Annotated in this window: 15 protein-coding genes; 3 read left to right on the top strand and 12 right to left on the bottom strand. The window is 33.1% G+C overall.

What is annotated here, in order from left to right; translation table 11 throughout:
- Positions 1-262 precede the first annotated feature (262 nt).
- Together aqpZ and H6578_11610 are read left to right on the top strand one after the other, a co-directional pair.
- Positions 263-955: an aquaporin Z gene (gene aqpZ / locus H6578_11615; protein MCB9227798.1), complete on the top strand. Its 693-nt coding sequence runs from the start codon at positions 263-265 to the stop codon at positions 953-955.
- A 249-nt stretch (positions 956-1,204) separates the two neighbouring features.
- Positions 1,205-1,948: an alpha/beta hydrolase gene (locus tag H6578_11610; protein MCB9227797.1), complete on the top strand. Its 744-nt coding sequence runs from the start codon at positions 1,205-1,207 to the stop codon at positions 1,946-1,948.
- A gap of 583 nt (positions 1,949-2,531) precedes the next feature.
- Here H6578_11610 and H6578_11605 read toward each other — a convergent pair.
- From H6578_11605 to H6578_11570, 8 genes are all read right to left on the bottom strand, one after another.
- Entirely contained in the window at positions 2,532-4,220 is a 1,689-nt protein-coding gene (locus H6578_11605) for an acyl-CoA dehydrogenase family protein (protein MCB9227796.1), read from the bottom strand.
- Between the two features lie 154 nt (positions 4,221-4,374).
- Complete coding sequence (locus tag H6578_11600; GenBank protein ID MCB9227795.1) at positions 4,375-4,935, bottom strand: HNH endonuclease; 561 nt, start codon at positions 4,933-4,935, stop codon at positions 4,375-4,377.
- Between the two features lie 44 nt (positions 4,936-4,979).
- The gene (locus H6578_11595) at positions 4,980-7,691 is read right to left on the bottom strand and encodes a T9SS type A sorting domain-containing protein (protein MCB9227794.1); all 2,712 of its coding nucleotides are present in this window, start codon (positions 7,689-7,691) and stop codon (positions 4,980-4,982) included.
- A gap of 2 nt (positions 7,692-7,693) precedes the next feature.
- Positions 7,694-8,200, bottom strand: coding sequence for a hypothetical protein (locus H6578_11590; protein MCB9227793.1), 507 nt, complete (start codon positions 8,198-8,200; stop codon positions 7,694-7,696).
- Complete coding sequence (locus H6578_11585; protein ID MCB9227792.1) at positions 8,197-8,997, bottom strand: aminotransferase class IV; 801 nt, start codon at positions 8,995-8,997, stop codon at positions 8,197-8,199. Before H6578_11585 ends, H6578_11590 begins: the two co-directional genes overlap by 4 nt.
- On the bottom strand, positions 8,997-9,653 hold the full coding sequence (locus tag H6578_11580; protein MCB9227791.1) for a CoA transferase subunit B: 657 nt from the start codon (positions 9,651-9,653) through the stop codon (positions 8,997-8,999). The genes H6578_11585 and H6578_11580 overlap by 1 nt, the downstream gene beginning before the upstream one ends.
- 258 nt (positions 9,654-9,911) lie before the next feature.
- Positions 9,912-10,604: a CoA transferase subunit A gene (locus H6578_11575; protein ID MCB9227790.1), complete on the bottom strand. Its 693-nt coding sequence runs from the start codon at positions 10,602-10,604 to the stop codon at positions 9,912-9,914.
- Positions 10,605-10,610: 6 nt separating this feature from the next.
- Positions 10,611-10,958, bottom strand: a complete 348-nt coding sequence (locus H6578_11570) for a DUF4296 domain-containing protein (GenBank protein MCB9227789.1) — start codon at positions 10,956-10,958, stop codon at positions 10,611-10,613.
- Positions 10,959-11,639: 681 nt separating this feature from the next.
- Between H6578_11570 and H6578_11565 the strand changes: the two genes are divergently transcribed.
- The gene (locus H6578_11565) at positions 11,640-12,296 is read left to right on the top strand and encodes a YggS family pyridoxal phosphate-dependent enzyme (protein MCB9227788.1); all 657 of its coding nucleotides are present in this window, start codon (positions 11,640-11,642) and stop codon (positions 12,294-12,296) included.
- A gap of 4 nt (positions 12,297-12,300) precedes the next feature.
- Here H6578_11565 and H6578_11560 read toward each other — a convergent pair whose 3' ends face one another.
- From H6578_11560 to H6578_11545, 4 genes are all read right to left on the bottom strand, one after another.
- Positions 12,301-12,765 carry a hypothetical protein gene (locus tag H6578_11560; GenBank protein ID MCB9227787.1) on the bottom strand — a complete coding sequence of 155 codons (465 nt, stop codon included), beginning with the start codon at positions 12,763-12,765 and terminating at the stop codon, positions 12,301-12,303.
- A gap of 100 nt (positions 12,766-12,865) precedes the next feature.
- The gene (locus H6578_11555) at positions 12,866-13,915 is read right to left on the bottom strand and encodes an AI-2E family transporter (protein ID MCB9227786.1); all 1,050 of its coding nucleotides are present in this window, start codon (positions 13,913-13,915) and stop codon (positions 12,866-12,868) included.
- A gap of 1 nt (position 13,916) precedes the next feature.
- The gene (locus H6578_11550) at positions 13,917-14,762 is read right to left on the bottom strand and encodes a hydroxymethylglutaryl-CoA lyase (GenBank protein MCB9227785.1); all 846 of its coding nucleotides are present in this window, start codon (positions 14,760-14,762) and stop codon (positions 13,917-13,919) included.
- Positions 14,763-14,811: 49 nt separating this feature from the next.
- Entirely contained in the window at positions 14,812-15,222 is a 411-nt protein-coding gene (locus tag H6578_11545; protein MCB9227784.1) for a rhodanese-like domain-containing protein, read from the bottom strand.
- Positions 15,223-15,274: the final 52 nt, after the last annotated feature.

The following is a 15,274-nucleotide window of genomic DNA, read 5'->3' as shown; positions in this document are numbered from 1 at the left end:
AGGTTACTTCACTCCGTTTGCAATGACGTTCGTTTGATAATTGGAATTATACCGATTAGGAATATATAATAGTCCAATTTCGGTTGCACCTTATTGTACTAAATATATTGCTCTATCGGCATTTACCATTGTAAAACACAAAATAGTCTAATCTATTTTGTGTTGACAATTGGTATTATTTAACACTTTTTAAAAAATTGGCACAATATTTAGTATATTCATACCTGTTAAAACTATTTTTCTAAACTAAAACAAAAATAATATGAAAAAATACTTAGCAGAATTTATAGGTACCATGTGGTTGGTATTAGGTGGATGTGGAAGTGCAATGTTAGCAGCCAATTTTGGCGGAGATGGCAATCCTTTAGGCATTGGCTTTGTAGGAGTAGCTTTAGCTTTTGGTCTTACAGTAGTTACTATTGCTTATTCTTTAGGACATGTTTCCGGTGCTCATTTAAACCCTGCCGTTACAGTAGGTTTGGTTGTTGGTGGTCGTTTTGGAGCTAAAGATACTATCCCTTACATAATTGCTCAAATTTTTGGTGGATTGGTAGGAGCAGCCATACTATTTTTAATTGTTACGGGTAATGGTTCTGATATAGGAGCTTTTGCAACTAACGGGTATGGAGAACATTCTCCTGGTGGCTATGGCATGACGGCAGCTTTAATAACGGAGTTTGTTATGACATTTATGTTTTTAATTGTCATTTTAGGTTCTACTTACCCTAAATCTCCGGCTGGTTTTGCCGGTTTAGCTATAGGTTTGTGTTTAACATTAATACACCTTATTAGTATCCCCGTAACCAATACGTCTGTTAACCCGGCAAGAAGTATAAGCCAAGCAGTTTTTGTGGGAGGTCCTGCATTAGCTCAACTTTGGTTGTTTATTGTAGCTCCAATAGCGGGTGCAGCTTTAGCAGGTGTAGTATATAAAATATTTGAGAAAGAAGATTAATCGTTTTTCTCTATTATTCTAAAAAAAGCAGACTTTAATCGGTCTGCTTTTTTGTTTTGTATATTTCCCCTCACACATTTAACAGAAATTCTCCAAGAGGTCTGCCCTCTTTGGAATATATTAGCATACTCGTGCCACGACTTGGAGTCGTGGCACGAGTATTTTACAAAATATAAAAAAATGCTTACATTTGGTTTATAAAGAAGTGAGAAGCGGTAGAGATGCCGACCATAGGAAAAACAACTATCTATGCCGAAAGAAACAATCGTATTTGTTCATGGTGCTTGGCACGGAGCGTGGTGCTGGGAAGCATTTTTTATCCCGTTTTTTAAAAAACAGGGATTTAATTGCTACACATACAATATACTAAAACACGACAAGCCAGGCGATACCAAAGGAATTAATGCTCTTTCTATTGCCAATTATGTTGAACAATTAGAAGAAATAATGATACCGTTTAATAACAAAGCCATTATTATTGCTCACTCAATGGGCGGACTTATTGTACAAAAATATTTAGAAAAACACCCTTGCAAAAAAGTTATTTTACTGACTCCGGTTCCTTATTACGGAGTGATTAACACCACACTTCGTTTTTTTACTAAAAAATTGTATAGCTACCCCGCTCTTTTAAGTTTTAATTTATATAAATTAGTAAATACAGAACCTAAAGCAAGTTGGGCATTTTTTTCAAAGCAAATTCCATTAGAAAAGCGATTAGAGTATAGTCAAAAGTTATGTAGCGAATCGTTTAAGGCTTTCTTAAATATGCTTTTTCCAAACATTAAAATCAATTACCACACAAAAATTCCTATGCTTATAATTGCAGCAGAAAATGATGTAATTTTCCATGTAAAAGAAGAAAGAAAAACGGCAGCTTATTACAATGCAGATTTTGCACTTATTCCTAACACTGCACATGACGTTATGTTAGATACAAATTATCAAGCTGTATTAGATAAAATGATGGAATGGCTGTCTCATACAGATTAGGTACGCACAATAAATAAACCCTAACTTTGAAAATTTAGGTAGTCTATGCCTATAGATTTGAAGATAGTTTCAGTTTTTTTTTAAATAATTTCAGAGATACTCCATTGTCCGTTGATTTTGAGTTAGTAGATAGATTGGCCAAGTTCTATGATGTCTTTAGGAAAGTATTTACTGAGCACTCGTGCCACGACTCCAAGTCGTGGCACGAGTATTTCACAAAATATAAAAAAATGCTTACATTTGGTTAATGAGTTTAGTAAAAAGTGGAAATCGGTAAAAATGACGACCACGGGAAAATGGAATGTCGGAAGGTAGCTTGCGACAGCACGTGAATCGTTTTATAAATTTGGGATTCCTGCTTTCGCAGGATGACGATTTGAGGAACGTTTAGTAAGTCTAAATAAGTATGCCATACCTCTATCTTATTGTCAGACAGATGTAAACAGACAAAATAAAAGGCAAGTATTCCAATGTTGATTTGCCTAATAATATCAAAAACACGTCATACTTGCGAAGGCAGGTATCTCAATATCGGTTAGTAGGTTTCTATTGCAAAAACATCAAAAAAATGCTTACATTTGATTTATGAGTTTAATACCGTTTCCTCCTTACTGCTCATTATAAACTGGAAAGCGTCTAATGAGCTTTCATTCATCTTATATTTCAACCAATAGTTTAGCACTTTGTAATACTTTTCTTTAGGCGATTTTTGAATAAAATCTAACCAAAGTAAGGCTATTGTTAAATCGCCTATATAAAATGCTACATCTCTTGAGCAGGCTTCCATTACAGCCGGAGAAGTAATATTGCTTACAAATTTTAATAACACTTTAAGTTTTTCACTCACTACTTTTTTGGCTTCCAACAATTCTGTTGCCGTAATTGATTCTAACATATCTTTAGCAAATGCTTGAAATGCCTCTAAACCATGCTCTTTTTTTATGGCTCTAAGCATATCTAACGATAATACATTAGTAGTGCCCTCCCATATACTCAACACTTGTGCGTTTCGTAACATTACAGGTATATTGCTGTCTTCTAAATAGCCCAATCCGCCAAACATTTCTATATGCTCAGATGCCGATGCTATACTTTGCTTAGCGGTATATAATTTGGCTATGGGTGTTAATATTCTCAATAAATTTTCTTCTGTTTCGGTAGCTGTTTTGCAATCTTCTTTACCTAATAAGCGCGCCAAGAAAAGTGCTAATAAAGTACAACTTTCATAAGCCATTTCAAGTTCTAACAGGCTTTTTTTGTATAAAATATGTTGCTCTACATTTTTGCCAAAAGCAAATCTTATTTTTCCATAGGCTTTTGATAAAGAATAAGCTCTTCGCATATACGAAACTGCCGAAATGGTATTGTAAATTCTTGTTACGTTAAACAGCGTAGCTATGGTTCTTACTCCCTTGCCCTTCTCTCCTACTAAGCGTGCTTTAGCACCCGTTAAATGCAGCTGTGCCGTAGGCAAGGCCTTTGTGCCCAATTTATCTTTTAAGGCTTCTACTTCTATGCCGTTTAATGAACCGTCTTCATTTCTTATAGGCAAATAAAACAACGATAATGGTGCACGCTTTCCATCTACGGGTTGCTCTGTAGATGCTAAGGTAAATGCCATATCGGCTGTAATGGCAGAGGTAAACCACTTATGTCCTCTTAGCACAAATTCGCCATTTTCATTATAAGCAAATGTCATAGACCTTGAAACATCGGAACCGCCTGTTCTTTCTGTCATCCATTGTCCACTGGTTAAAAACGTTTCGGGATTTCGTGATGTTAAGCCTTTGTAAGGTTTGTCTTTCAAGAACTCATCGCCATAAAGTTCTATTAAGCGTGTGGCTCCGTCTGTCATAGCCAAAGGGCAGGTATATATAGCCGATGAGGGTGTATATAAGTACAATTTTGTAAACTGGTACAAACGCGAATACTCTCCGAATGCTCTTTCGTATGCTATGGCTATTAATCCTTCTTCGGCAGCCACGGCTTCTAATTTTTCCCACTCGGGGGCTACTTGTATTTCATCTACTCTTTCGCCCCACGCATTGTAACTTAACAGTTTTGGCGGATTATTTTCGCAGGCATTAGCATATTCTAATAATTCTTTAGCCACCCGCTTGCCAAATCGTTCTAAATCCGGTTCTATTTTTTGTAAAACATCTTCGGGCAAATAAGCCGTTAAATAATCTTTTAGAAATTCATCTTCTGCATATTCATTAGTAAGCTGTGGTGCTTTTTGAACAAAATTGGTGTATGGCGTATGGTTTTTCATTGGAATTTAATTAAAACTCCAAGTTACGCACTTTTTAATATTTTACGAAAAAAGAAATGGTTAAAAATATTTATTTAACCAGAAAATTCATATTCCAAATTCAATATAAATGCCTTCCTCAATAAAGTGATTCCAAGTTGCAATTTTATACATTTTATTCTTCAGTAATATTCAATATTAATTCATCTGGCTTAGGAAAATATATAGGTAAAAATTCAATTTTAAATGGCAACTCCAAAGTTTTTAAGTGTTCAATTTTACTATCCAATAAATTATGAGTATCACAATAGTTAAAAGTTAACTTTAAGTATCTTCTTATTATCATTAAAGGTAAAAAACGCTCTTTAAAATTCATCCACTCCATCAAATCTTTTTTACCTTTTGAACTATTACAAGACCTACATGCAAAAATTAGATTTTCAGCATTATCACTACCTCCATACTTTTTAGGAAATATATGATCTAAAGCCAAATTATCTTCCGACCCACAATAATTACAAACTTTCCCTGTTTGAAGTTTAACTTTTTCATCATCAAATATGGTTCTCATATTCATTGTACCCTCTTTCAGTCCCTTAAACAACTTTGCTCTTATCATGTAATTTAATGTTCCATATTTAGTTTGCTTTTTATTCACAGCTGAATGTGCCATCGCCAAATTTGCATACGAAAGATATATTAGTTCTCTAACAGTTTCTACTTTTTGCTTTGCCATTTTTTTATTTACAATTTCATTATAAAACTGTTTATTCCTATCACCTACTCTTTCACTAATTTATAGGTGCTTTGATATTTATCGCTTCTTAATTTTAGCAAATAAATGCCTGTTGTGTAGCTTTCTAAATTAAGATTGAAATTACTATTGTTTTCTGTGCCATTTAAAATGGTTTTACCTAAAATATCCACTATTTCGTAGCTTAATTCTTTATCCCAGTTTCCTATAGAAACACTATAAATTCCTTTGCTCGGGTTTGGATAAATAGAAATTTGAGCTACTGCACTTAAATCGTTTATACCTGTAGTAAAAGATGCCGATGAAGCGGAACAGTTTCCTGCATTACTTTTAACGGTGTATGTTCCTGCTTGCGTTGGTGTATAAAATTCGCCAGTTGCTCCGGCTATTGCATTTCCATTAAAATACCACTGAACACCATAAGGCACAGAAGACTGTAGCACACCTCCATTTTCTGTAATTATGGGCACAATAGGATTGCTGGTTACTTGCACATTGGCTGTAGCTGTAAAAGCTGTTTCGCAACCGTTAGAAACTTCGCAATAATAATTTCCAAAATCGGAAATTTGAACATTTGTTTTAGTATATACTGCCGATGTAGCTCCCGAAATAGCTACGCCATCTTTATACCATTGATAGGAATTTACAGCTAAATCAGAACTTGCACTAAACGAAAGCTTTCCCGTTGCACCTTCGCACCAAAAAGCATTTTGCAAATTATTATCAAAATTAATAGAAGCATCTACTAAAGCACAATCGGCTTGAATTTCAAAATCTGTATTATTAATGTCAAAAAATATATTATTGCCGGCTTTTACTTTTACTCTGGCATCTGTAGTAACCACTTGAGGAATTAAAGCATTATATAAACCATTATTGGCTACATCATCTGCCAGTTGTATGCTAAATGTTTGCCCTCCATCTATTGATAAATAAATATCTACTGTATTGCAAGAAATAGGCGAAGCTGTAGTATTAGCCACATCCCAAGTTATATTCATTCTATCTCCTCCAAAAAGAGAAATACCAGACGTATTTTGCGAAGTAACGCTAAAAGGTCCTGCTGTAGAAACCACATTTACCGAAATATTATCGTCATTAATAGCTCCATGATTTAGTTTATTATCTCTTGCTGTTACTCTAAAATTCATGCTTCTTTGGTAACTTGGCAAAATTTCTCCTATAGTTTGTGTATTGTTTAATATATCGCTCAGTTGAGGGAAAGTTCTTACGGGATTTTCTGTAGGCGAAAAACTTCTAAAAAGCGGAGCATTACCACTTGGACTATTAGGCGAACCTGCCGTACCCAAATCGTACTCTTCCCAGCAGTAAGTTACTATATCTCCATCGTTATCTGTAGCTAAAGCTTCTAACTCAAAAGGTGTAGAAATGGGAATATTTAAGCCTGTAGGTGTTAATGACTGCACTTGCGGAATACTGTTATTTGTACTGGTTTTAACAGGGCAGTCATTGCCATTGCCTTGTGTGGTATAATTAACAATTTGAGATAAACTACGGGCATGAAAATAATCATCACTATTAAACTGGGTGTTATCTGAACCACAAATACCCGCATAAGCCATTATAGTTGTGCCGCTACCCGGCTCATAAGCAGAATTTTGTGATCTATTTCCACCACCGCAAGAACCAGTTTCGCCATTAAAAGTATGGCTACCACCAAACTGATGTCCTATTTCATGTGCCAAATAATCAATATCAAACGGATCGCCTACCGGATTTGGCACGCCTGTAGTGCCGTGTGCTTTGTGGCTCCACCAGCTACCATCATTACAAACTACACCAAAACTGGCTAATCCACTCCCACTTCTGCCCACTACGTGTCCTATATCGTAGTTTGCATTTCCTATAGTAGCGGTTAATGACGTTTCATTGTCATCTAAATTTTGACTTGGGTCTGTAGGATTTGTAAACGGGTCTGTAGCCGCATTTGTGTAAATAATTAAATCGTTATTGCTTATTAAATTAAGATGAACAGAAAAATCTCTTTCGTAAACAGTATTTACTCTATTTATTGATGTAACTACTGCCGATAATCCGTCAGCTACTGTACCACCTTGATATTGAGTGTATTCGCCAGTGGCAGAAACGGCAATTCTATAAGTTCTTAGCTGAGTTCCATTGGTTGTTTTAATACTTTTAAAAGATGAAAGTTCTGTAGGTTCATTATGTTCTAAAACTCCGTCTTCTATTCCTATAGCTTCACTATTTTCAAATGCACAAGTTGGTTTTTCTTTTGTAGTATAAAAATATTTTTTATAGTAAGCAATATACTTAGTGTTATCATTGGCAAAAGCAGGATCTATATATAATGTTCCGTTTTGTGTATAAATTAAAGCATGAAATCCTTTAGGTGTTATATCTACTCTACCTGTATTTAATTGGTTTTCAATACTTTGAACTATAAAAGTTTTTATTTGTGGAAATTTATCGGCTAAACCTTGCTCCATTACTAAGGATTCATAAACCATATATTTTTCAAAATTGCCGTTAGGCAACGGAATATCGACTATTACACTACTTAAAGTACTGCCATTATACTGTGGAGCAGTAAACATTTCTTGCGTAAAAGCATTAACATCTAAGTTTAAATTTTGAGCGTTTCTTGCCTTTATTTGAGCATTTTCACTATTTCGGAATGAAGAAGTTTTTTGCCAATATTCTTGCGAATAAGCAAAAATTAACATGAAGCTAAATAATGTGGTAATAAATTTTTTCATTGTTATTCATTTACTGTTCCTACGCCAGGAGGAACATCTTTTTTATTATATACAAAATAAATTTCGTTTCTAAATAAATCTTTTACATAAAGGGTTTTATCATTGCAAAATATAGTTATGCTGTAGTTTGTATCTTTTTTATCTATAGTACATTGGCACAGTTTATTATTTACATCTACGCCTTTGTATGAATTTAAGTTTGGAAATTTCTTTCTCATTTCATCAGACATCGTATTGCTTTCCGCTACGCTAAAACTTGCCATGCCATTTTCTGTTGGCAATTCAACTGCTCCTTTGTCCAGCATTTTTTGAAATATTTCAGCATCTAACAAATAGGTTTGATAAGCCGATGGCAACTGCAAATCTTTTGTAGGACGATAATCTTGCCTGGTCCAAGCATTGTTATTTTGAGGTGTAATTTCTTCTTTTGTTTCAGAAGAACTTGATTGTTTACTATGGTTGCACGAAAATGCAAAAAGTATCATCAATGTTAAGTATGTTATTTTCAAAACTCTATTATTTCTTTTACTTTATCAATTATTTCTTGAGTTTTTGAGGTATGAAGTTTTCTGTTATTTAGCTTTTTTACCGGCTGTATAATTTGAACTCCATTTGTCAAAAATAATTCATTTACTTCACTTAAAAAAATGGAATCCATTTTAGCGGTTTTCACTTTAAAGTTATCTTTAATAAATTTTTGACTTGTTCCTACCACTGCCCCACTATTTTCTTTTGTAGTATAAATGTCGTTATTTATTATAGCAAAAATGTTAGATGAGCTGGATTCTATCCAATTATTTTCATCATTTAACAAAAGTACTTCATCATAATTATTTTGCAGGGCAAACTGTTTAACCATAACATACAATAAGGCATTAGCTGTTTTGTATTGGGCATACAAATTTATTGGTTTTTTAATTTGGCTATAAAAGCCCAAATTGTCTATTTCTTTAAAAATATGGTTTAATGCTATACATTCTATTAGTACATTTATTTTATTCCCGTTTGGCAAGTAATTTACACCTTCTGCTCTAACTAAACTATATCTAATCCGATAGAATTTAGTAGTATTTTGGTGTGTTTCTACTAATTTTTTAATAAGTTCAAAATGAATTGTTTCTTGCTGAAAACCTAAAAAATCACACGTTTTATTTAGTCTATCTTGATGATATTTTAAAAAAGGAATTTTGCCATTTATAAGCAACATTGATTCAAAACACGCATCGGCATAACGAAAACGCTCTAAACTATAAAAATTAAGTTTTTCTTTAGGAATTATTTCATTGTTAAAAACAACAAATTCCATTAAAACTTCATTGTTTTATAATCATCAGGAATAATTAAATTTCCCTCTGTACTTTGTTTTACTTGCTCTACCGTAACATTAGGAGCAAGCTCTTTTAATACAAAACTTCCGTTTTTTATTTCAAATAAACCTAAATTGGTTATTACACGAGTTATACACGCTTTGCCTGTTAATGGCAAACTACATTTTTTTAATAATTTAGATTCTCCTGCTTTATTGGTGTGCATCATGGCTACAATAATGTTTTCTGCTCCTGCCACTAAATCCATAGCTCCGCCCATGCCTTTTACCAGTTTGCCCGGTATTTTCCAGCTGGCTATATCTCCATTTTGATCTACTTCCATAGCTCCTAAAACGGTAAGCTGTACATGACCGCCACGTATCATGGCAAAACTTTCTGCCGAACTAAATAAACTGGAACCGGGTAGCATTGTTACGGTTTGCTTACCGGCATTTATTAAATCGGCATCTACTTGGGCTTCTGTAGGGAAAGGTCCCATGCCCAGCAAACCGTTTTCCGATTGTAGCGTTACTTCTATTCCTTTAGGTATATAATTAGCCACTAAAGTAGGAATGCCTATTCCTAAATTGACATACCAGCCGTCTTGTAGTTCTTGGGCTATACGCTGGGCTATTTGGTCTTTTGTTAAACTCATAAATATTGGTTTGTTTTATAAATTATATCTCTTATATTGTTTCTAAAAAGTAATTTCACATACATTTATCCCCCTCCTTTTCAGGTGGGGAGCATTACGGAATGTGAAATTATTTTTTATACTTTATGTAATCATGGTAAAAGTTTTATGTTTTTTGCATCTATAATTGTACGATAAATACTTGGACTTATTTTTTTAACCTGTATTTTTAGTTTGTAATAATTTGTTGCCATTTTTTTACATTAATTAATTATCTCATTATTTTGAAACCGTTCTTTGCTCTATTCTTTTTTCATAATTAACACCTTGAAAAATACGCTGTACAAAAATACCGGGTGTATGTATAAAATTAGGGGCTAATTCGCCCGGTTCTACTAGTTCCTCCACTTCTGCGATGGTTATTTTTCCTGCTGTTGCCATCATGGGGTTAAAATTTCGTGCTGTGCCTTTGTAAATTAAATTGCCGTGTTTATCGCCTTTCCACGCTTTTACTATAGCAAAATCTGCGGTTAAACTGGCTTCCAACACATACATTTTACCGTTTATTTCTCTTGTTTCTTTGCCTTCTGCCACTTCTGTACCATAGCCTGTGGCTGTAAAAAATGCAGGAATACCGGCTCCGCCTGCTCTGCATTTTTCGGCTAAAGTTCCTTGTGGTGTTAATTCCACTTCCAATTCTCCCGAAAGCATTTGTCTTTCAAACTCTGCATTTTCGCCTACATAGCTGGCTATCATTTTTTTAACTTGATGCTGTTGTAACATTAAACCAATTCCAAAATCATCTACTCCGGCATTGTTTGATATGCAAGTCAAATCTTTAACACCTGCTTTTACTAAGGCATTTATGGTATTTTCGGGAATACCACACAAGCCAAAGCCTCCAAGCATAAGTGTCATTCCGTCTTTAATGCCCTGTATTGCCTCTTCGGCATTTTTTACTACTTTATTCATATATGTTTATGGTTTATTATTTAATTCCGCTTCTCTAATACTCATTTCTTCTATCATTTGGTCGTACATTACATTTGCCGAATCTAAATTATTAAGATAGTATTTATAAGAGTTTTTAAACTGATTTTCTTCAACATCATATTTATTTAAAATACTCTTAAACAATGCATATTTTTCGCTGTAAATATCTTTGTTATTTTCTAATTTTTTCAACTCAACAACTACATCAGACATAGCCATATCTATCAAAATTTCTTTCATTTCCTCTTTACCAATTAAATTATCGGGCGGCTGAGGTTTATCCTTGCACGCCACCATTAAAATAAATGAAAAAAAAATTATCCGGTGTTTCATTAGCGTAAAATTAAGGAATAAATACAAATTAGTATTACATAGTAACTTAAAGTTTCACAATTTTGAAAAACTGTAAAATATAGTTTTTCTAATGACTATCCGTTATTATACCAATGATTTATGCTTTAAGATAGCATCTTGGGACGTTTAAGTAATTTTATGTTCTTTTTACCTTTGTCTTGACACAAAGGTAACCAAACTTGCCTGCCGGCAGGCAGGGGTCAAGACTGTAATCAAAAACACTAAAATGCTATAAAACAGACGAGGACAAATTAATGTATGCTCAACTTCATTTTTCCTAAAGTATTTTTATTTGTAGAAGCATACTAATTTGTCTGTTTACTGTTTTATAATTTCATTCATTTTGGATGTCTGTTTTACATCATTTCTTAACGTATTTTTGATTAAGGTCAGATAAAAAGTGCACCTTAAGTTTGCAAGCGGGGCACCCATTAACCGAAAACTCCGTAAAAAATTAAACTGTTTGAAGAACAGAGTGATGAGTTTTTGATTTTTAGGAGTTGAGGTTATAATGGGTCGCTGAAAACTTAGTGCGATTCTTTTGTAACTTTTCTTCTAAAGAAAAGTTAATGTAAAATACTTCATAAATATCTTTACGGATAATAATTGTTTTTCCATTGTTTCAGACTAATACCTATTTTTGCAGTAGAAAATAAAAACATGGTTAACAAACAAGCTTTAAAAGAAATAGACAATACTTGCAAAAGGTATAATGCTCAGCTTGTGGCTGTTACCAAAAAAAGAAGCATAGAGGAAGTGTCAGAACTTTACGAGCTTGGCTATCATGTTTTTGCAGAAAACAGGGTTCAAGATTTATTAGAGAAAAAAGAACTTTTACCTAATAATATTCAATGGCATCTCATAGGACATTTACAAAGAAATAAGGTTAAATATATTGTTCCTTTTGTTAAGTTAATTCACTCTGTGGATAGCATACGTTTACTTTCAGAAATAAATAAAGAAGCCAAAAAGGTAAATAAAACCATTGATTGTTTATTGCAATTTCATGTGGCACAAGAAGAAAGTAAATATGGCACTGCCCCAGAAAATATAGATGCTTTTATGAGTGATTTAAAAACCATAGAAATTGATAATATTAAGATTAGGGGTATTATGGGCATGGCAAGTTTTACCGACAATCAAAATCAAATTAGAAAAGAATTTGAGCAATTAAAAAGTATTTTTGAAATGCTTAAAAAGGAATATCTTAAAGAAGATAATTTTAGCATCTTAAGCATGGGTATGAGTAGCGATTATAAAATAGCACTTGAAGAAGGGAGCACTTTAGTAAGAGTAGGAAGTGCACTGTTTGAGTAAAATATTACCCAACCAACATCAAAACCACTCTCTTAAAAATTTCTCCCATACTAATAGTGGCATTCTCTTTTTGTAGCGTTCTAAAAACTTCTGCTTCTCGGTTTTCTTTTATGTTTTTTTCGCCTTTACTTATTTCTACAGATTCTATATTCAATTTACTCCATTCCAATTCTTTAAGGTTTTGAGTACCTTGCTCTTTGTTTTCTACAATATAAACCAAGGCTTTTTCTTTTAAAAACTGATATGTTTCTATCCTATTTTCGTTTATTACATCTACAAATGTGATGTCCTTTAGTATTTTATCAAACACTAAATCGCTAAAAGTATCTATGTGTTTTTCTGCCTGTAAATTATCTTGCTTTTTAAGTTCTTCCCACGCTTCGGGAGTAATATTGGCTACTAATAAATATTTTAAAAACTCCTCTTTTAAAGGTTCTAATTCCTGTGGTGTTAATCGTCTGTATTTCATAATCTACAATATAGCTATCTGTTTATTTAAACATAAGATTCCTGCCTCCAGCCAATAGGCAGGCAAGTTGCAGGATGACATTTTTTTATTTTTACACATTTCATGTTCGCTTCTTACTTTTAGGCAAGTTTCCATCGGAAGACAATAGCACGGCTATCCATTTGGTTTCTTTAAACTGTGCACACACTATTATTATCATATTGGTAATAGGCACACTCATTATCATACCAAAAATTCCCCAAAGCCAGCCCCAAAAAACTAAGGCTATTAATACCACAAGTGGACTTACATTTAATGAGTTTCCCATTAAACGTGGTTCTATAAAATTGCCCACCAATAGCTGAACTGCTCCCACTCCTAAAAGCACTACTAATGGCATTACTAAATTTCCCGATTGTACCAAAGCCATAATTGCAGGAAATGCTGTGGCTATCATAGAACCAATGTTAGGAATAAAGTTTAACAGAAATATTAAAAATGCCCAAAAAACAGCAAAATCTACACCTATTATTGACAATACTATAAAACTTAAAACACCCGTTAATGCACTTGTCAGCGTTTTTAAGGACAAATATTTACTTAATGAAAAATCTATGGTATTTAAAATATTTTCTACTTTACTCTGTTCGTCTGCATTAGAATATATGGCATCTATTTTTTGCTTAAAAGTGTTTGATTCTAAAAAAATAAACACTAAATACAACACTACAAGCACTGCACTGCTAAACATACTACTCAATGAATTTATAGCCGTACCCACCAAACTTGCAAAATTTATTTTTTCTATATTTTTCAGAAAAAAATCGTTGATATTAAAGCGTTGTAGCAAAGAATTATTGGCTAATATTTCATTTAAGTTTTGCTGATATTTAGGTAAATTTCTTTGTATGCTTTCCGCATTATGACCTAAAATATTACCTATAAAAAACAAAGCAAAAAACACAATAGCAAATGCTAAAGTTATTTGTATAAAACGGGGTATTTTAACTTTGCCAAACCTTATTTTATCTATATAATAAAGCATTTCTTTAATAATAAACCATGCTAAAAATGCTCCAACTATTGGTGTTAAAATACTTTTTCCAAAGTACAGAATAACAATAATTAGTATAAAACTAATAAGTGCATAAGTGTTTTTTTGTATGTCCATTTTAAAATACTTCTTTAGCTATTCTCATAGCATTTTCAAAAGCTTCAATATTAAAATTGTTGCCTATAGTTTTTACGCCAAAATAATTAACAAAATGCTCTGTCGCCATATTGCCTATTAAATCGTCTTTTGCCATAGGGCAACCACCATAGCCAAATATGGCTGTATCAAATCTGCGACAACCATGCTCAAAAGCGGTATCTATTTTTTCTCGCCAATTGTGTGGAGCGGTGTGCAAATGTGCTCCAAACTCTATTTTAGGAAATGTAGGCTCTAAATTATCAAACAAATACGCAATAGTGCTGGCTTGAGCTAAACCAACAGTATCGGAAAGCGAAATAATTTTTACATCTAACTTACTTAACTTTTCTATCCACTTAACCACTATTTCTTTATTGTACGGGTCGCCATAAGGGTTTCCAAATCCCATTGAAATATACACAACTAATGTTTTGTTATTTCTCAAGCATATATCTTGAATGTTTTTTACTCTCTCAAAAGATTCTTCTATTGTAGAATTGGTATTTCTAAGCTGAAAAGTTTCAGAAATAGAAAAAGGATAGCCAATGTAAGAAACTTCTTCAAACTGTGCGGCATCTTTAGCTCCTCTTTCATTAGCTACTATTGCCAATAATTTAGATGGTGTTGAAGATAAATCTAAAAGCTTAAGCACCTCCTTTGTATCTGCCATTTGAGGTATGGCTTTAGGCGATACAAAACTTCCAAAATCTATAGTATGATAGCCCACCTTAAGCAATGCATTTATATATTTTGCTTTTAATTCTGTAGGAATAAACTGTTTTATTCCTTGCATGGCATCTCTTGGACACTCAACTAAATGTATCATTTTTTAGATTTTTAAATTTCAGATTTATAGACAAATTATCTGCAAATGATTATTTCCATTCGCTGTATCCGCCTATTAAATCATAAACTTGTTTAAAGCCCATTTCGTTCATTAATTTAGCCGCCTTACCGCTTCTATTGCCACTTCTACAATATACTAAAACAGGTTTTTCTTTGTCTAATTGAGCCAATTGCTCTTTAAAATTACTATCGTAAAAATTCATTTCTAAAGCTCCGTCTATTTTTCCTTCGGCTATTTCTTCCGGAGTTCTAACATCTATTAATTGATAGTTGGGCAAGCTACTCATCAACTGCTTAAATTCATCTTGACTTACTACTTTGCTAATTACTTCTTCAGTTACTACTTCCGTTTTTACTTCTTTATTTTCAACTTTGTTATTTTGTGTTTTGCACGAAACAAAAACTAAAAATAACAGAGCAATAAAACCTAATTTTTTCATTTTTATAATAATTTATTCATACAAAAATAAGACATTACTTTATTCATTAAAG

It is taken from the genome of Chitinophagales bacterium, from assembly GCA_020635995.1.
In the GTDB taxonomy this organism is placed as follows: Bacteria; Bacteroidota; Bacteroidia; order Chitinophagales; family UBA8649; genus JAFMKE01.
Note: the sequence above shows the minus strand (reverse complement) of the source record. Positions and strands in the feature narration are given on the sequence as shown.

Bases quoted from the DNA above. Each gene is read 5' to 3' on its own strand.
- aqpZ (MCB9227798.1), top strand. From the start codon at position 263: ATGAAAAAATACTTAGCAGAATTTATAGGTACCATGTGGTTGGTATTA.
- H6578_11610 (MCB9227797.1), top strand. From the start codon at position 1,205: ATGCCGAAAGAAACAATCGTATTTGTTCATGGTGCTTGGCACGGAGCG.
- H6578_11605 (MCB9227796.1), bottom strand. From the start codon at position 4,220: ATGAAAAACCATACGCCATACACCAATTTTGTTCAAAAAGCACCACAG.
- H6578_11600 (MCB9227795.1), bottom strand. From the start codon at position 4,935: ATGGCAAAGCAAAAAGTAGAAACTGTTAGAGAACTAATATATCTTTCG.
- H6578_11595 (MCB9227794.1), bottom strand. From the start codon at position 7,691: ATGAAAAAATTTATTACCACATTATTTAGCTTCATGTTAATTTTTGCT.
- H6578_11585 (MCB9227792.1), bottom strand. From the start codon at position 8,997: ATGGAATTTGTTGTTTTTAACAATGAAATAATTCCTAAAGAAAAACTT.
- H6578_11580 (MCB9227791.1), bottom strand. From the start codon at position 9,653: ATGAGTTTAACAAAAGACCAAATAGCCCAGCGTATAGCCCAAGAACTA.
- H6578_11575 (MCB9227790.1), bottom strand. From the start codon at position 10,604: ATGAATAAAGTAGTAAAAAATGCCGAAGAGGCAATACAGGGCATTAAA.
- H6578_11570 (MCB9227789.1), bottom strand. From the start codon at position 10,958: ATGAAACACCGGATAATTTTTTTTTCATTTATTTTAATGGTGGCGTGC.
- H6578_11565 (MCB9227788.1), top strand. From the start codon at position 11,640: ATGGTTAACAAACAAGCTTTAAAAGAAATAGACAATACTTGCAAAAGG.
- H6578_11560 (MCB9227787.1), bottom strand. From the start codon at position 12,765: ATGAAATACAGACGATTAACACCACAGGAATTAGAACCTTTAAAAGAG.
- H6578_11555 (MCB9227786.1), bottom strand. From the start codon at position 13,915: ATGGACATACAAAAAAACACTTATGCACTTATTAGTTTTATACTAATT.
- H6578_11550 (MCB9227785.1), bottom strand. From the start codon at position 14,762: ATGATACATTTAGTTGAGTGTCCAAGAGATGCCATGCAAGGAATAAAA.
- H6578_11545 (MCB9227784.1), bottom strand. From the start codon at position 15,222: ATGAAAAAATTAGGTTTTATTGCTCTGTTATTTTTAGTTTTTGTTTCG.